Source organism: Butyrivibrio sp. DSM 10294, assembly GCF_028539135.1.
Taxonomy (GTDB): domain Bacteria; phylum Bacillota; class Clostridia; order Lachnospirales; family Lachnospiraceae; genus Butyrivibrio.
This window is the reverse complement of the sequence record NZ_JANSWL010000081.1, coordinates 128,235-145,163: the sequence shown is the minus strand read 5'-3', so window position 1 is coordinate 145,163 and position 16,929 is coordinate 128,235. Positions and strand designations below refer to the sequence as shown.

The window sequence follows — 16,929 nt, the reverse complement described above, 5'->3', positions numbered from 1 at the left end:
AGGACCGGTCTATATGCCGACCGGCCCTTAAAAATTCAATAGTTTCCTTATATATCAAGCAGTTTCGCTCTTCATACCCGTGTAAAGCTGATAATACTTCTGACCCTTGGCAATAAGCTCGTCGTGGGTTCCCTGCTCGATTATCCTTCCCTGTTCCAAAACGATAATACAATCGCTATTTCGTACAGTTGAAAGTCTGTGTGCAATGACGAAGGTGGTTCTGCCCTTCATAAGCTTGTCCATACCGTCCTGAACGATCTTCTCTGTTCTGGTATCGATGGAGGAAGTAGCCTCATCCAGGATAAGAACCGGAGGATCTGCAATGGCGGCCCTTGCAATTGCAAGGAGCTGGCGCTGACCCTGTGACAGATTGGCTCCGTCACCGGTGAGCATGGTGTTGTAGCCGTCAGGGAGCCTCTTGATGAAGCTGTGGGCATTGGCAAGCTTGGCTGCTGCCTTGACCTCTTCGTCTGTGGCATTCAGCTTACCGTAGCGGATATTCTCCATAACCGTGCCGGTAAAAAGATGTGTATCCTGAAGAACGATACCAAGGGACCTTCTAAGGTCTGCCTTCTTGATCTTGTTGACGTTGATATTATCGTACCTGATCTTACCGTCCTGAATGTCGTAGAATCTGTTGATCAGGTTGGTGATCGTGGTCTTACCCGCACCGGTGGAGCCTACAAAAGCAATCTTCTGACCGGGAAGCGCATGGAGCACGATGTCATGAAGAACCATCTTCTCATCCGTATAGCCGAAGTCAACGCCGTTGAAGGTAACATCACCTTCCATGGGCTGGTAGGTGGTTGTATCGCTGGCTTTGTGATAATGCTTCCAGGCCCAGTGTCCTGTGTGGTGGTCTGCCTCAACGATCTCACCGTTCTTCTCCTCAGAATCAACCAGCATTACATAGCCTTCATCGGTCTCAGGCTGCTCATCCAGGAGCTTGAAGATACGCTCTGCTCCGGCAAGAGCCATGATGATCGAGTTGAACTGCATGCTGACCTGGTTGATGGGCATTGAGAAGTTCTTGTTGAAGGTAAGGAAGCTGGCCAGTGCACCGACCGAGAGTCCGAAGGTCACATTTCCCGACAGTGCGATGGCACCGCCCACAATAGCACAGATTACATAGCTGGTATTGCCAAGCTGTGCATTGATGGGACCAAGGGCTCCGGAATAGGCATTGGCCTTGAACGCACTCTTGTACAGCTCCTCGTTGAGCTCATCGAACTTAACGACGGCTTCGCTCTCATGATTGAAGACCTTGACTACCTTCTGTCCTGTCATCATCTCCTCGATATAGCCGTTGAGAGCACCGATATTCTTCTGCTGAGCAACGAAGTTCTTACCGGAAGCCTTGGTGGCCTTGGCTGAACAGAACAACATAACTGCAACCATTACAAGGGTTACGATGGTAAGAGGTATGCTCAGAACCAGCATTGATGCCAGAACGCTGACAATCGTGATTGCTGAGTTCAGCATCTGAGGTATACTCTGACTTATCATCTGACGGAGAGTATCGATATCGTTGGTGTAGATCGACATGATATCTCCGTGGGCATGAGTGTCAAAATACTTGATTGGAAGGCTCTCCATGTGCTCGAAGAGATCCTCACGAAGTCTCTTAAGTGTGCCCTGGTTAATGAAGATCATTGTATAGGACTGAATAAATGCAGCAAGTACGCCTGTTCCGTAGAATATGGCAACTCTCGCCATGGCCTTGAGAAGCTCGCTGTAATCATTGCTTCCCGAATCAAGCATAGGCTTGATATAGCCGTCTATAAGTGTCTTGGTAAAAAGGGTTCCCTGTACGCTTGAAAATACTGTTACAAAGATACAAAGAACAATAATTATCATATGAACGGGATAGAATTTAAACACATATCCCATGATTCTCGCAAAAAGCTTGCCGGGGTTCTCTACCTTAGGACGGGGCATTCCCTGCCTTGGTCTTCCGGGGCCCGGTTTAACCTGTTTTTCTTCTGCCATTTCTTTTCTCCTTTACTCTCAGCCTGCCTGGTCGAAATCTGCATCTCCGGAAGCTCCGGTCTGTGACTCGTATACTTCTCTGTAGATCTCATTGGTCTTAAGAAGCTCCTCATGGGTTCCGAAGCCGTTTACACAGCCGTCGTCCATTACAATGATGCGGTCGCAGTTCTGAACTGAACTGATACGCTGAGCGATAATAAGCTTGGTGGTTCCGGGAATCTCCTCGGCAAAGGCCTTCCTGATCTTGGCATCCGTTGCTGTATCAACAGCGCTGGTGGAATCGTCCAGGATAAGGATCTTGGGCTTTTTGAGAAGGGCTCTTGCGATACATAGACGCTGCCTCTGTCCGCCGGATACATTGGTTCCGCTCTGCTCTATCTCGGTGTTGTAGCCATCCGGCATTCTCTCAATGAATTCGTCGGCGCAGGCCATTCTGCAGGCTCTCTTGCACTCCTCCTCGGTGGCGTTCTTGTCACCCCAACGGAGGTTGTCAAGAATAGTTCCGGAGAAAAGAACGTTTTTCTGAAGTACAACGGATACCTGATCTCGCAGGGTCTCCATGTCATAGTCCCTTACGTCCACACCGCCGACCTTGATGCTGCCCTTTGTAACATCGTAGAGTCTGCTGATAAGGTTAACCAGCGAAGACTTAGCAGAACCGGTTCCTCCGATGATTCCGATGGTCTCTCCCGATTTGATATCAAGGTTAATATCCTTAAGAACAGGCTCCTCGGAGGTTGTATTGTAGGCAAAATCCACATGCTCGAAGGAAATGCTGCCGTCCTTAACTTCCTTGACAGCGCCATCCTTGTTGGTGATGGTGGCCTTCTCCTCGATAACCTCTGCGATACGCTTGCCGCTGGCCTGAGCCATTGTCAGCATTACGAAGATCATACCAAGCATCATGAGATTCATGAGGATGGTCATGCAGTAGGTAAGAAGACTCATAAGTCCGCCGGTGGTAAGCTCATTTGAAACTATCATATGGGCACCGAACCAGCTCACCAAAAGGATGCAGATATATACAGTTCCTGACATTACGGGACTTATCATAACAAGGTTCTTCTCCGCCTTAACGAACATGTGATAGATGTTAAGGGCAGCCTTCTTGAACTTGTCATTCTCATATTCTTCACGGACATAGGCCTTGACCACGCGGATTGCGGATACGTTCTCCTGTACGCTCTCATTGAGCTTGTCGTACTTCTCAAATACCTGCTTGAAGTACTTGGTGGCCGTGTTCATGATGATCACCATAAGAACCGACAGGAACAGAACTGCCACCAGATAGATGCTGGCAAGTCTGGGACTGATGGTAAAGGCTGCAACCATGGCGATAATAAGGGATGCAGGCGCTCTCATGGCCATTCTGAGGGTCATCATGTAGGCGTTCTGAATATTCGTTACGTCTGTTGTAAGTCTTGTTACAAGACCTGAAGTTGAAAATTTGTCGATATTGGCAAAGGAGAAGGTCTGAATGTTGTCAAACATAGCCTTCCTGAGGTTCTTGGCAAAACCTGTGGATGCCTGTGAACCGTAATAGGCTCCGCCAAGTCCGGCAAAAAGTCCGAGCAAAGCGATGACGATCATCATTGCTCCAACCCTGAAGATGACGCCCATGCTTCCTCCGTTTGGATTGTTAAATCCGATACCGTCATCCACGATCTTGGCCATAAGAATAGGGATTATCATCTCGCAGATAACCTCCAGGACCATGAAAAGGGGCGTAAGGAAGGAGGCAAGCTTGTATTCCTTTACCTGTTTTAAAAGTGTTTTTAGCATAGATTCTCTCCTGAATTGTTATTCACTCTTGTTAAGATCATCGCAGTTCATAGTTTCTTCCCGAAGTTCCTTCATGTTGTCTATGACCTTGTCAAGGAGCCTTCTAAGCTCCGTAACTTCTTCCGTGGTCATGCCCTCGGTCAGATATGAATCGGTGTATCTTTTTCTCTCCTTGTTGTGCTTCACAAATTTCTCGCCCTTAGGAGTCAGAGCGATATTCCTGTATTTTCTGTTGTCAGGATCAACCACTACCTTCAGCATCTCCTTTTCCTCGAGTCTCTTAAGAAGACCGATGGTGGTAGGATGCTTGATGTGCAGAGCCTTGGATATGTCCTTCTGGGTGACCTTCTGATTCCTCTTCTCCCACACGTAGGATATAAGCATCAGCTGGGAAAAGGTCATATCGTCCTCCTTCAGCTGTCTATTGATAATGGCGGCAAAGGATTCGTGGATAAGCTTGAACTTGAAGCTCGTGGGCTCATGCTCTCTGTCTCTGAAGAATTGCCTTTGATCTTCTTCGCAGTTCATGTCTCACCTCTCATTCGTGACAATTAATATATGATATACGAATTGCTCCATGACTAAAGTCATTTTCGCAATTCTGCAAATATTCGGAAACCGCTAATTTACTGCGTAAATTGCTTATTCCTCATATTTGTTCGGGTCATAAAGTCAAAATGCTTAACCTGCAAGCATGTACGCATTTTTGACTTTTGACACCCATATCATATATATGTAGCATGATACATATCCCATGATAGGTAGCTAACTACATATTGTCAAGTTAAAATTTTCTTAAGCGAATCCTTAGCTGATTTGACAAATACTGCGGCAGCGGTTAGACTTCTGAAATTATAGAAAGGACCTGAATATGATCATATTTTTCGATATAGACGGAACACTATGGGATTACAAGAACTACATACCTGAGAGCGCCAAAGAAGGCATCAGAAGGGCCAGGGCAAATGGCCACAAATGCTTCATAAATACAGGAAGAGCCAGAGCCTTTGTCACTAATAAAGAGCTCCTTGATATAGGGTGGGACGGCATTGTATCCTCCTGCGGATGCATGATCGAATATGAAGGTAAGACCATCTTCAACCGCCTGATATCCAGGGATGACGCAATCCGGACCATGGAAGCCATGAACAAATACGGCTTCAAGCCAATCCTTGAAGGCCCTGAGCACCTCTATATGGAGAAATCCGACTACACCGGAGATATGTACGGCGAAAAGGTAATGCGGGAAATGGGTGAGAGACTCCGCGGGATCAAAGACTCATGGGGAAAATGGGAAATAAACAAGCTCTCCGTCACCTGCAACCCTGAAACCAGTGCGCAGTGCAGCGAAGAGCTATCCGATCTGTATGACTATATGGTTCACACTCCCACTATCTGGGAGATGGTTCCCAAGGGCTATAACAAGGGAACCGGTATCCGCAAGGTCTGCGAACTTCTTAATGTAGATGCAGCGGACACCATTGCCTTCGGCGACAGCATCAACGACAAGGAGATGCTGGAGGAAGCCGGTATCGCAGTTGCCATGGGCCGCTGCAGTGATGAGATCGCTCAGATCGCGGATTTTGTAACTGCCAATCTGGAAGACGACGGCATCCTTATAGGCCTTGAGAAATTTGGCCTTATTTAGAACTCATATACTACCTTTTCAACCTTATAGGTGTGGTAATAAGAATTATCAACATTTAGAAGAACCAGATCGTTTTTACACCAGGCAAAAACCAGCGTTCTTCCTACGACAAAGCTACTTATTGTTTCTTTCTTACGGCTTTCCAAGTTATATTTTACGAGAAAACCGTTTTTGTAATAATACACCGCTCCGTCCTTGTAACCTATTATTCTCTCTTTGTAGGTCTTGCATTTGTATATTATCTTAGAGGAGTGGTCTGCAGGGTTTATGGCGACAATTGCCTCTTTTCCGGCTGCCCTGTCCGCCTGATTGTGATCTGCGAAGTACCCTTCTCTCTTGGACCAGGGATTCTCATGATACATGACCTTGGCATAGATAATACCGTTTTCGTAGGTGCAGTCCTCTGAATAAATGGAGGCCTCATCGTCAACCTCGGATGTAACAACTTCTACCGGAAAAGATTCCCCATTAACAGTACATGTATAATATGGATCCAGATGACTGGAAGAAAGGGTGACCGTTCCGTATTCCGGTGTCTCAATCTCTGCTGTAAGGCTGTTCCATACATCATATCCGTAGGTATGATCATGTACCGGCTCGGTAGCTTCCAGTTCTTCGCTACCTATGTGATAGGTATAGATAACGAAGTCATTATCATCATCTCTTACTTTGTATTCAACAGTGTCACCCTTAAGCACCGGATCATACACAAGATAATAATCCTCAGGATCTATAACAGCGATCGTCCTGGTGCTGTCAGTATCAACATCATATAGGCATATCAGCTCTTTTTCATCCGCATATCCCACGTAAGCTACATATCTCTCACTTGCAGTATCGGGACAACCGTTAAAAGAGGATACGTTAAGAGTCGGCCTGTCAAACAATCCAAATACCATTCCCAGGACCACAACTACCCATATTGCAAATCCAAGGCCTATTGTCAGCAGAATAAGTAGAATGGCTATGATGATCTTTTTGGCCTTACTCATTTCTTTATTTTCCTTAACCATAAAAACGCTTCTCCTTACCGTTTGTTCATAGAATCGATTTCATTCTATCCGATAAGAAGAAGCGTTTAAATTATCTATTCTGCCGATTACAGGTCTTTATTTAGTCCAGATCGCATAAAGAGTTACTGTAGCTTTGTCCTTGGTGGTGAGATTCTTAATGCCGGAAGTGTACTGACCCACAGGCCTTCCGCTCGCGTTAATCACCAGGTTCTTACCTGCCTTGTCGGTGGCAAAGCCTGCAAAGGTATAGCCCTTTCTTGAGAGCCTCTTGCTGCAGAAATCGGAGAAATCTGCTTTCTTTGTAACATCTTCGCCGTAGGCAACCCCGGATGCAAAGAGCATGGTGGTCTGTTTCTTGTTGTTTTTGTCAAGGTATACACCGCCGTTGGTGCTAAGCTTCACATTGTAGGTGATCGGTGTGAACTTAGCGACGAAGTATATGTCACCGGCACTTCCTTTTTTGATGGTTGTGACATTTCCCTTGGTGGAAAGCTTCATCCGGCTGTTAATGTACTTCGCATCCCAGCCGGTGAATTTATAGCCGGTCTTGGTGGGATTGGGGATCTTGACATCTGCGCTGCCATCATAGGCATTTACAGGAGTCTTAAGGGTTCCGCCGTCAAGCGCATAGCCGATGCGGTAAAAGATTTCTTTGCCCCACTGAGCGTACAGATGAACCTGCGCTATTTCCTTGCCGTTTGGATCACTTCCGGTTGACAGCCCGGAGTAATTACTTGCCATGGAGTACTTCTTGCCTTTGCCGTCAGCTCTGGAATTGACTGATACTACGAAGCTGGTAAATTTCCCGCCGTTTTCGGGGTGATAGCCCTCAAAGGAGCCTGCCATGGAGTACATCTCAAATTCTTCTGTATATCTGACCCTGCGGGTGTTGGTGATATCCTTGCTGTCTGAAGAATTGTTCTTGTGCACGATGAGGTCATATACGTTCTCGTTCCAGGTGGCTGTCAGGGTTACGTTGCCGTAATTGCCGCTGCCTGCCTTGATGATGCCGCCGGAGAGTGCCATTTTACCTGCTGACTGCTCTACCTTCCAGCCTGCGAAGGTGTAGCCGGTCTTGGTGGGAACTGCGAGAACGCAGTCCTTGTCTGCTGTGTAGGTCGCAGGAGCCTTCTTCTGAGTACCGCCCCCAAGTCTGTAGGTGATCTTGTACTTAACAGGTGTCCAATGAGCATAGATCTTGGCGCTGTCAGGATTCTCAGGCTTAAATACAGTGCTTCCGGGCTTAATCCTGCTGCCGCCCTCGGGAAGTGTGTACCAGCCGGCGAAATTGTAGCCGGTTCTGGAGGCTGTGGTGGTGAACTTGGGATAAGCCTTGCCATAGGTAACCTGGAAGGTTGATGCTCCGCTTAATTTACCGCCGTTTGCATTAACACTAACCGTATAAGTCTTAGCTGTCCACTTAGCGTAGAAGGTGAGCTTGCCGCCCTTACTTGTGTCCACAGACGGGGCTGCCTTGGTGAACTTGGAATCAAGGAACCAACCGTCAAAAGTATGGCCGGTTCTTGTAGGAGCAGAGAGTGAGATGCTCTCGCCCTTTAGATAATTAACAGGGTTCTTATCGCTGTTTGTTCCGCCATTTAAGACATAGGAAATGGGGAAACTCTCGGTGATAATATAATTATTGTCACTTGCGTTCTTTTTTATCCAATCATAGGCATAGCATCCCTTGGGTACAATGACCATGATATCCTTGGACCCTGTGGTGGTGAAGGCCTGATAGCCGATTTCCTTTACCGACGCAGGTATTGTAACCTTGGAAAGAAGGGGACAGTCGCCAAATGCCCAGGCGTCTATCTTGGTAACTCCCGAAGGAATCACGAGATCCTCGATATATGTTCCACTGAAAGTCTGATATCCTATCTCCTTGAGCTTGTCAGGAAGGCGAAGCTCGTAGAGCCTGCAGTTGGCAAAAGCCTCACTGCCGATACTCTTACACTCACTTCCGGCCTCAAACTTAAGTGCATCAATACTTCCCTTGCCATCGGAATAAAAGGCGCCTTTACCAATAGTCTTGATCCTCTTAGGGATAGTTACTGTACATCCCGAGAAATCCGCACTGTAAAAAAGATAGTCAGGAATAGCTGTGACATTATCTCCGAAGACTACCTGACTTATGCCGCAGCCATCAAAAGCAAATATCTCACAATCAGTCAGGGTATTTGAATTAAGTGTCACCTTGGCCAGGAACTTGTTGTCAGCGAAGGCCCAGGAACCGATATTGTTGACCTTGGATGGAATTACGATCTCAGATATTCTGGTGGAACTAAAAGCCTGATCGTCGATTTCCTTAAGGCTCTCAGGAAGGGTGATCTTGAAAAGACGTGCCTGGCTGAATGCTGAATCCCCGATGGTAGAGAGCTGTGAGCCATCCTCAAATACAACCTCCATGGTTCCGGAAGATTTGGAAGATGCACTGAAGGCACTTCTTCCGATGATCTTAACGGTTTTGGGAATAGTGATCTTGATATCGCCGAACTTGGCATCATGAAGAAGATATTCGGGAATTACTGTCATATCCTTGGGCAGAGTCACACTGTTAATCGGGCACTCCTGGAACGCATACATTCCTGAGACTGTCATCTTCTTGGTCTCTACCACAACTTGAGTAAGCCTTGTATTATTGGCAAAAGCCCAATTGCCGACTTCGGTAACCGATGCAGGCAGTGTAACACTTGTAAGATGAGCATATTCAAAGGCATTGCTGCCAATCTCTCTTAAGGATGAGGGAAAGTTAATGCTCTCAACCGCGGTCGCATAAAAGGCTTCCTCGCCGATGGAAGTGATGTTACTCTCCAGAGAAACCTCCTTCAGATTAGAGCATTCCCAGAAAGCATATTTGCCGATAGTTGTAATGCTGTCCTTTACCACAACCTTCTTGATACTCTTCAGATAATCTTCCCAGGGACGGGTAGTTGGAAGCATGTCCTCCATAACGCCGCTTCCGGTGAGGGTCAGGGTTCCTGAAGCATCAAGGCTCCATTTGATGTTACTTCCTAATTCGCCGCTTGTTGCCAAGAGCTTTGCATCAGCAACATCATCAGCTTCTTCAGATACGAGATCATCCTCTGAAACAAGCTCTTCATAGGAATCTGTATCGTCTTCTACGGTCTCATTGCCGGATACGTCCTCTGAGATAACGTCTATCTCTGTTTCCGGTTCAACTTCTGCTTCAATTTCTGTTTCATTCTTTGTTGCATCAGAATCCTCATAATCTGACGCCTCTTCTGAACTCTCATCCGATGCAAAATCCTCTGAGATCATAACCTCAGACGAATCCTCAACAGAGAGTTCTTCCCCATACTGCGTTGCACCTTCATAAGCCTCTGCTGCTTGCGGAATCTGTGCAATCACAATGGACGCAGCAAGGAACAGGCCAAGGGTTCTACGGATAAAACCTTTTTTCATACTATAATTTTGTCCTCCATGTCAGTATTTCTCTCTCCCAATGTAGGCTATAAGCCCACACTTAGGTATTCTACGACATGGAGGACAATTTTTCCATTATTGTTATTTCGTTTATTCAGTATTTATGCGTGGTTCGGGGTTTATATCAGCCGTCGAACTCGTTAACTTCATGACAGTAGGTGCATACAGCGCTGTCCTTACTGATATCCACTGTGATGTTTCTGTGGCAGTGGTGGCAGGCGATCTCCATGGCCTGTGTCTCTATCTCATGTGCTGCCTCAGAGGCCTTCTCGTCTGAATGTGTCATGCTTCCTACAAGTAATACTATAACTGTGAATCCCAATGATAAGATTTTAGTGATCATTCCCATTTCTATATTCTCCCTCTCAAACTTATTGTTTATAAGAAAATGATATCAGGAGAATTATCACAGTTTTATCACAGTAGTTTCACAGGTAGCCGTTAAGCTTCTTTTTGCCTCTTATCAAAGAACTCTGTAAGGCGCTCGATAGGTATTGGCTTGGAATACTTGTAGCCCTGGAGGTATCTGGCGTACATATTGTTACATCTGTTCTCATCGTCTTCATTCTCGATGCCTTCGTAGAGAACGGAGTAGTTCAGGTCTGTGAACATGTGGGCCAGGCTGTGGGAGCTATAACGGTGAAATAAAACGGCAGCCCATTTCTGAGCTGCCGCACATAATACATTTGCAATTTACCTATAAGCCTTAGAAATCCTCGGGACCAACCAATGAGTCCTGAGGCGTAATCTCCCTTTCAATCATCTCCAGTAGGCAGAGCATTCCAAAAAATGCAAACAAGCTGTTTAATAGGACTACGATTATTTTAAAAATAAGTTTCATGGTGCATTCTCCTATGTTTTATTGCCTTTGTCATACTGTTTCTATTACAATAATATAACTTTTTATTGATAAATGATACACTTTTTCTCACATTTAGGTGATTCGGTACAGTCCCCAAGCAGACATCGTCCCCACGGGAATCCGGCATCCTCCGCTATCGCTATCAAAGTGCCTGACACCAAGGCTCTGTCTCAACCATTATCTCATTTTCTTCAAAGCTTCATTCTCCGCCATGAGCTTCGCTATCGTCGCATCTTTATCTGCTATCTTTGCATCTTTATCTGCTAACTTTGCATCTTTATCTGCGATAGTGGCGTCCTGCTCAGCAATGGTTGCATTTGCAGTATTCAAAGCCGCCTTTGTATCATTAAGTTCATCCTGTAGCTCATCAATCATATACTTCGCCGTATTTCGATCCATAATCCTAAGCTCTTCAGAAAACATTCCCATCACCTTCTCCACATTTAAACACATGTTGTACAGGTCACGATATAGAGGCTCGAAATATGGATATTCCTTGATAAGTTTGATAATATACTCCGGTTCATCACATCCAAGGAATGTTAGCCATGCTTCAAATTCTCCATCTATACTACCTCTATTATGAAGTTTATCGAGATAATTATCAACGGGAATAAAAACTATATTTTGAAGCATGTTAAGCTTTAACCCGGAATCTGACACAGATCTGAAGGTATGAATGAAAGCATTCCTATACTCTTTGAATTCAGATGGGCTGCTTTCCATAAAGACAATTGTATATACAGGACAAATATCCTTGTAACTGAACTTTTTCTTTCGTTCATCACGGACTCGCTTGTATTGTCTAAGAAGCAGGTCCGCACTATAGCAGGATGACCTTTCTCCGGTAAAGGTAAGACCGATCTTTTGAATCTCGATATTTGCAATCGAGCCGTCCTCCAGTTCCACAACGATATCAGTTATCACAAGGGACAGTTCATCACCGATGCGGGAATTGTCGTTGGGAAGCGGGCATTTTACTGTAACTTTCCTCTTTAGGATAATGCTAAGAAGGTCTGAAAGTCTTTCCGGTGTAGTATCAGGATTTAGGATTTCTTTGAAATAACTATCATATAGAAGTTTACAACCTCTGGTTCCACAGCATATATCAAGAAAGCGTTCCTGCTGCTGCGAGGACCATTTCTCAAATATACTTCTGAGTGCGGGAGTGCTGTTGATCTCTGCAAGGATCTGTACTCTGGTCCTGATCATAGGGAAGAATTGTGATAAGTTATTACTTTGCATGCTTTTCCTTTCTGTTGTATGCTTTCATTTTTTTCGAGACAAAACACTCAGCCCATAGGTTTGAAGACGCCCCTAGAAAAATGGTAGCCTTAAGAAAGCACATAATCAGCCAAATATCAGTCATGGCTCGTGCGTTGTGGTGGGTACTGACAATCCCTATGGTCTTATGTTTGGAAGATACTTATCATGCCGAAATGTTATGTAGCGAATTGGACACGCCGTCAACATAATAAGTTACTCACGATGGAGCAGATTACGTAATTAGTTTTTTCACATCCAACATCTATACAATACAGTATTTATGCGGGTTTGTAAACAATTCTTAAGGAATCTTAAGTATTTTGCGGTATTGCGTTATCAGGAATAAAACAGCACCAAAGAAACGTCCAGCATCCGGCATCTCATGCGCTGTTCACATACCGGTCACAATCTTAAGAATTCTTAAGAATTGTACGGTTTCATGATACTTTTGGATACAATATACTTGAGAATGAAATACCCTTCGGCGAGTGAAAATCCGCTTTGCGGCATGAAATTCCCTTCGGGAATGAAATAAATTGCGCCATCATACAGGAAGACAGCTGCCTCTCTCCACACACCGGCCAGCCTAGTTTATCCTCTCCCGGCCGGACGCAATTAATTGTTTTGCTTGGAGAGCGCAGCCTATGCTTGCTGTGAGAGCTATCGCAAATAAAAACGGCAGCCCATTTCTGAACTGCCGGAGATACTATCATTAGATAGTTTCATTCTACTTTAAATATGTGAGTATTACTTTTCTTCTTTCAGTTTTTCATATATTCTCTCTACACTGTAATCAGGAGCAAAATCTATTGCAATATTGTAGATTGGAGCAATGTCTTCAACACTTTCCTCCACTTCATTTGCAATTTCTTCAATGTGTTTCCCTGCTTTTATTTTCTTGCAAATCAGAGTAATAAGATGCTTGTCAATTCCTTGTTTTTCCCCATCTGCTCTAAACAGTTCCATAACCTCTGCTTCGTTGTATTCAGTATCAAGCATACCTTCAACCTCCTGTCTGTGCGAAAAAAGGAAATCTCGAATTACAAAATTTTGGGGCATCTCATCAAGCGCTATGTTGACTGCAGCCTTTATATCGTGTTCTACCAAGTTCTTAAGAACACAAGCCACAAACCAGGCATATTCATTCAGAGTCTTGCAGTTCTTCATAAGCTCTTTATTTCTGCCATAGTTCACGTTTATCATCCTAACCTTAACTTCTACATCTGCAGTTTCCCTGTAATCGGGATTAAAGGAATCACTCAGCCTTAGTATAACCTCATCTTCAGTATAATCTCCGCCATTATAAAACACCACAAGTTTCGGAACAGGGAGCATTATCCTTTTTTGCCCATATTTGTTTAACTTGTGCTTTGCAATATGTCCGGAATACAGTTCTCCTACATACTGAAGCATCCTCAGTGGCATATTATAGTTCAGAGTCGATTGATGTTCATACACGCTCATAATATCAAAAATGATAAATGATGTATCATTCTGCATGCCCATAAAGAGTACATCGCTCAAGGTGTTAAACTCAATCAATGATGGATCCGTGTAGTCTGAGCCATTTACAGCATTGTATAGACTTAGAGTCCATTCCTTGTTTTCAGGATTGCCATAAATAAAATTGAAAAGCCTGTCCTTATACTTTTTGTTGATCCCTGTTGTAGTTGTTGTCAATTTTCGTTCTCCTTTAATTATAATTTTTCAGCATTTCCCTTTCAAGCGCCAAGATTTAGTATCCGGGCATGATTGCGGATCATTGCCGTATTGGGTTATTTCTTAAGTCTTCATAACTTGGGACTTATGGGCGATGAGGCCTTGAAATAATAGATGTTTTGTCAGGTAGTATCCTGACGACTGAAAAAATATAACACAGAAACTTTCGAACACGCAATCGAACAGAATCTTAAGATTTGGAGGCGTTTTCTTAAGAAATTAACGGTATATTGTAGATTTTGGACAGTCCCCAAGCAGACATCCCCCACCCCGGAAATCCTACATTCTCCGCTATCACTCTCAAAATGCCTGGCACCAACAGGCCTCCACTACATGGCTTCTCTCCAATTCCGCTACGCCTCCGTTACGCTTCCTTCCTGCAAGTGCCAGGCACATTATTATTCGCCTTTTCTTCACTGATCTTATCTCTCTTCATACAGGGATTTTATATGAAAAACTCAATGACATTATGCTCAAACAGAAAACTCAGTATCTTATCCTGGGTGATCCAGCCCATAGCAAGCTTACCGAAGTTAAAGAACTCAAGTCTCGTGATGATCATAAGGTAAACATCCATGTACAGTACGCCCTCCACGATTCCCCAGGCAAGGCAGGGGAGAAGGGGTCTTTCGTTGTTTTCCTTATTGTGATATATGACGACTCTGGCAATGAGAAGCACTGCCTTGGCCATTAGATAACAGATAAACATTGCGAGGATCTCGAATACGAAGCCCATGATATATTCCTTGAGCTGCACATATTGATCGGTGGGATTGGTCAGAGCGGTACCGGCTGCTATGGCATCTATCTGGCCGATCAGTTCAATGTATGGAGAAACCATCTCCTCTATAGGGGGACACTGACCTTGGGATTTTTGTGCAGATAATTCATAACTTACTCCAGAAAAAGTCTCTCCGCATCGAGCTTTACTGTTACATCCCCGGCGCCTTCCGTCTCATTCCATTTCTTCATAAGTCGGTCCACGGGAATGTTATAATCCTCAGACGTTGTCTTCATCAGCATTGTAAGGACCTTGTCCTCACCATATTTGGTGATGACGTCACTTCCTCTAAGGCAGGAGGATTCCACCTCAACAAATTTGTCCACATAATCTCCGATGGGACCCTTGTCGCTGCTTAGGGTGAATATAAGAAAATACATGCCAAAGGCATAGTTTCGCTCAAATCTTATAAGGAATCTGTAGAGAGTTGTGAAGCATTCCAGAGGAACAACACAGGCTCCCTTCTGTCCTGCTCTCTCGCCCAGGATCATTCTGATATCGGTGGTGCTGTTGTGGGACTCATTATCCTTCTTGTCAGCATCGTTCTGCCTGTAGATGCTAAAGCCGTGCTTGCCGTTCTGCTTAACTTCGTAGAGGGCCTGGTCAGCCTTGTTAAACAGCATGGTGTAATCATTACCTTCATCAGGACAGATGCAGGCACCGATAGAGCAGCCAAGGGGGATGTTCATATCCTCTGCAAGGCACTCTTTTGCGTAGCTAACAATCTTGCGGTTAAGGAACTCGGTTCTTTCCTTGAGCATCCTCTCGTCTCTGGTGTTCTGGCAAAAGGCTATGAATTCGTCGCCGCCGATTCTTCCCACGATATCGGTGGATCTCATGACGCTGCGAAGGATTTCTGCGAACTTGATAAGGATCATATCGCCCTTTTCATGGCCGTAGATGTCGTTTACCAGCTTAAAGCTGTCAAGGTCTATCATCATGAGAATGCCGTTGCCGCTTTTTACGATCTCGCCTATCTTCTCTGCACTAGTAGTCTTGTTGTAGAGGCCTGTCATGAGATCATTCTCCGCAGCCTTTCGAAGGCCACTAAGGCGCTCCATGTTGTCCATGATGTTGTCGATACGCCGAAGGAGTACGTCTGCCTTGAAGGGCTTTCTGATATAGTCAACAGCGCCGTTGGTAAGACTCTTTTCCTCGCTCTCGTCGCTGGATAGGCCTGTCATGAACATGACGGGGATGATAAGGTCATATTTTTCCCTTAATGTCTCCACCATCTGGAAGCCGTCCATTCCGGGCATCATAAGGTCAGAGAGGATCATGTCGGGCTTCTCCTTACGGTACAGCTCTATGGCTGCCTCGCCGGAATCCGCCATGACCACCTCATATTTGCGGGACAGTATGCCCCTGGTCTGCATGCGTACTATCTCGTCATCGTCCACCACAAGAATCTTTTTATCGCTCATTTGCCACCTCAAATATACTTAAGCAGGTCTTTGTAGGACCTGTACTGCGATATCAGTTCGTAGTTGTTGTCTCTGACATAATCTATATTGCCTTCCTTCACGGCTTCCTCAAGGGCCTTGGCCTTGTCGGACAGGTCATAGGCTCCTATCAGCCTTGAAGCGCTCTTAAGTGCATGCACTTTGATGCCATAATTCTCGAAGTCGTCCTTGAAGTAATACTCCTCGATCTCATCGGCCTTCTTATCAATATCCTCAGGTTTCATACCGATGCCGGTGTCACTTACCTTACCCTTTAGCAAAATGGTGTCGGCACCGTCCTCGAATATCAGCTTCTCAGCCGCCTCACGCTCTGCCTGTTCATCGCTCCAGGAGCCGATGAAACGGACCTTAAGTTTTACATCGGGATTAACTGATTTGGCGCCAAGATAACAGGCGTTGACACCTCTGTCCACCTGGGGAGTGTTGGTTCCTCCCACAAAGCCAAGGACATTGGTCTTGGTCATGGAGCCGGCAATGATACCGGCCAGATATCTCATCTCATAGATTCTTCCGAAATAGGTATATACATTGGACGCGTCACATTCAGTGGACACGGTAAAAAAAACACGTTGGGATAGCTCTCGATTATCTTACGGCAGTTATTACCAAAACCGCCACTGGTAAGGAAAAAACAATTGCAGCCCTTGGACACAAGCTCCGCAACTGCAGGCGCTGTGGCCTCTGCGGTCTCATCCACATGCTCCACGATCTCAAGGGGAAGATCAAGTTCTTTGCATGCTTCGCTGAGGCCTTCGTAATGGATCTCACTCCATCCGTCATCCTCTATGGAATCAATGAAAACTCCGCCGATCTTCACCGGCTTGTCTATTTGCGGTCTGTTGGAAAAAAGAATAAAAAGCACAATGGAAAAAAGCGCTGCCACCAGGATTCCAAAAAAGACCGGCATAGCCGCGACTATTACCCGAACAGTTCTCCGCATATCATCATCCTCATCCTTG

Annotated in this window: 15 protein-coding genes; 1 reads left to right on the top strand and 14 read right to left on the bottom strand. The window is 45.3% G+C overall.

Translation table 11 applies throughout. The annotated features are described in order from the left end of the window. Positions 1-54: 54 nt before the first annotated feature. From NXH67_RS12840 to NXH67_RS12830, 3 genes are read right to left on the bottom strand one after another with little or no spacing between them, the layout of a single operon-like run. Positions 55-1,989 (bottom strand): ABC transporter ATP-binding protein, encoded by a 1,935-nt coding sequence (locus NXH67_RS12840; RefSeq protein ID WP_022777793.1) that lies wholly within the window; start codon positions 1,987-1,989, stop codon positions 55-57. 18 nt (positions 1,990-2,007) lie between these two features. Beyond that, a complete protein-coding gene (locus NXH67_RS12835; protein WP_272797617.1) occupies positions 2,008-3,771 on the bottom strand; it encodes an ABC transporter ATP-binding protein in 1,764 nt (587 codons plus the stop codon). Positions 3,772-3,789: 18 nt separating this feature from the next. Next, on the bottom strand, positions 3,790-4,299 hold the full coding sequence (locus NXH67_RS12830; RefSeq protein WP_272797616.1) for a MarR family winged helix-turn-helix transcriptional regulator: 510 nt from the start codon (positions 4,297-4,299) through the stop codon (positions 3,790-3,792). Positions 4,300-4,642: 343 nt separating this feature from the next. Between NXH67_RS12830 and NXH67_RS12825 the strand changes: the two genes are divergently transcribed. Further along, on the top strand, positions 4,643-5,419 hold the full coding sequence (locus tag NXH67_RS12825) for an HAD family hydrolase (protein WP_272797615.1): 777 nt from the start codon (positions 4,643-4,645) through the stop codon (positions 5,417-5,419). Here the strand turns inward: NXH67_RS12825 and NXH67_RS12820 are convergent. The 11 genes from NXH67_RS12820 to NXH67_RS12770 all read right to left on the bottom strand — a co-directional run bounded on the left by NXH67_RS12820 (position 5,416) and on the right by NXH67_RS12770 (position 16,910). Further along, the gene (locus NXH67_RS12820; RefSeq protein ID WP_272797614.1) at positions 5,416-6,432 is read right to left on the bottom strand and encodes a hypothetical protein; all 1,017 of its coding nucleotides are present in this window, start codon (positions 6,430-6,432) and stop codon (positions 5,416-5,418) included. The genes NXH67_RS12825 and NXH67_RS12820 overlap by 4 nt on opposite strands. 96 nt (positions 6,433-6,528) lie before the next feature. Then, the gene (locus NXH67_RS12815; protein WP_272797613.1) at positions 6,529-9,858 is read right to left on the bottom strand and encodes a leucine-rich repeat protein; all 3,330 of its coding nucleotides are present in this window, start codon (positions 9,856-9,858) and stop codon (positions 6,529-6,531) included. A 145-nt stretch (positions 9,859-10,003) separates the two neighbouring features. Next, positions 10,004-10,222 (bottom strand): hypothetical protein, encoded by a 219-nt coding sequence (locus NXH67_RS12810; RefSeq protein WP_272797612.1) that lies wholly within the window; start codon positions 10,220-10,222, stop codon positions 10,004-10,006. A gap of 98 nt (positions 10,223-10,320) precedes the next feature. Beyond that, entirely contained in the window at positions 10,321-10,491 is a 171-nt protein-coding gene (locus tag NXH67_RS12805; RefSeq protein WP_022777786.1) for a hypothetical protein, read from the bottom strand. A gap of 94 nt (positions 10,492-10,585) precedes the next feature. After that, positions 10,586-10,720 carry a hypothetical protein gene (locus NXH67_RS12800; protein WP_022777785.1) on the bottom strand — a complete coding sequence of 45 codons (135 nt, stop codon included), beginning with the start codon at positions 10,718-10,720 and terminating at the stop codon, positions 10,586-10,588. 198 nt (positions 10,721-10,918) lie between these two features. Then, positions 10,919-11,953: a PD-(D/E)XK nuclease family transposase gene (locus NXH67_RS12795; RefSeq protein ID WP_272797611.1), complete on the bottom strand. Its 1,035-nt coding sequence runs from the start codon at positions 11,951-11,953 to the stop codon at positions 10,919-10,921. An 801-nt stretch (positions 11,954-12,754) separates the two neighbouring features. Next, positions 12,755-13,687 (bottom strand): Rpn family recombination-promoting nuclease/putative transposase, encoded by a 933-nt coding sequence (locus NXH67_RS12790; protein ID WP_022777783.1) that lies wholly within the window; start codon positions 13,685-13,687, stop codon positions 12,755-12,757. Positions 13,688-14,171: 484 nt separating this feature from the next. After that, the gene (locus tag NXH67_RS12785; protein ID WP_022777781.1) at positions 14,172-14,567 is read right to left on the bottom strand and encodes a hypothetical protein; all 396 of its coding nucleotides are present in this window, start codon (positions 14,565-14,567) and stop codon (positions 14,172-14,174) included. Between the two features lie 53 nt (positions 14,568-14,620). Beyond that, on the bottom strand, positions 14,621-15,931 hold the full coding sequence (locus NXH67_RS12780; protein WP_272797610.1) for a GGDEF domain-containing response regulator: 1,311 nt from the start codon (positions 15,929-15,931) through the stop codon (positions 14,621-14,623). A gap of 8 nt (positions 15,932-15,939) precedes the next feature. Further along, entirely contained in the window at positions 15,940-16,524 is a 585-nt protein-coding gene (locus tag NXH67_RS12775; protein WP_272797609.1) for a BMP family ABC transporter substrate-binding protein, read from the bottom strand. Next, on the bottom strand, positions 16,464-16,910 hold the full coding sequence (locus NXH67_RS12770) for a hypothetical protein (protein WP_272797608.1): 447 nt from the start codon (positions 16,908-16,910) through the stop codon (positions 16,464-16,466). Before NXH67_RS12770 ends, NXH67_RS12775 begins: the two co-directional genes overlap by 61 nt. Positions 16,911-16,929 lie beyond the last annotated feature (19 nt).

What these genes read in the sequence shown, in the direction of transcription:
- NXH67_RS12840 (WP_022777793.1), bottom strand. Translation starts at nt 1,989, where the DNA reads ATGGCAGAAGAAAAACAGGTTAAACCGGGCCCCGGAAGACCAAGGCAG.
- NXH67_RS12835 (WP_272797617.1), bottom strand. Translation starts at nt 3,771, where the DNA reads ATGCTAAAAACACTTTTAAAACAGGTAAAGGAATACAAGCTTGCCTCC.
- NXH67_RS12830 (WP_272797616.1), bottom strand. Translation starts at nt 4,299, where the DNA reads ATGAACTGCGAAGAAGATCAAAGGCAATTCTTCAGAGACAGAGAGCAT.
- NXH67_RS12825 (WP_272797615.1), top strand. Translation starts at nt 4,643, where the DNA reads ATGATCATATTTTTCGATATAGACGGAACACTATGGGATTACAAGAAC.
- NXH67_RS12820 (WP_272797614.1), bottom strand. Translation starts at nt 6,432, where the DNA reads ATGGTTAAGGAAAATAAAGAAATGAGTAAGGCCAAAAAGATCATCATA.
- NXH67_RS12815 (WP_272797613.1), bottom strand. Translation starts at nt 9,858, where the DNA reads ATGAAAAAAGGTTTTATCCGTAGAACCCTTGGCCTGTTCCTTGCTGCG.
- NXH67_RS12810 (WP_272797612.1), bottom strand. Translation starts at nt 10,222, where the DNA reads ATGATCACTAAAATCTTATCATTGGGATTCACAGTTATAGTATTACTT.
- NXH67_RS12805 (WP_022777786.1), bottom strand. Translation starts at nt 10,491, where the DNA reads ATGTTCACAGACCTGAACTACTCCGTTCTCTACGAAGGCATCGAGAAT.
- NXH67_RS12800 (WP_022777785.1), bottom strand. Translation starts at nt 10,720, where the DNA reads ATGAAACTTATTTTTAAAATAATCGTAGTCCTATTAAACAGCTTGTTT.
- NXH67_RS12795 (WP_272797611.1), bottom strand. Translation starts at nt 11,953, where the DNA reads ATGATCAGGACCAGAGTACAGATCCTTGCAGAGATCAACAGCACTCCC.
- NXH67_RS12785 (WP_022777781.1), bottom strand. Translation starts at nt 14,567, where the DNA reads ATGGTTTCTCCATACATTGAACTGATCGGCCAGATAGATGCCATAGCA.
- NXH67_RS12780 (WP_272797610.1), bottom strand. Translation starts at nt 15,931, where the DNA reads ATGAGCGATAAAAAGATTCTTGTGGTGGACGATGACGAGATAGTACGC.
- NXH67_RS12770 (WP_272797608.1), bottom strand. Translation starts at nt 16,910, where the DNA reads ATGCGGAGAACTGTTCGGGTAATAGTCGCGGCTATGCCGGTCTTTTTT.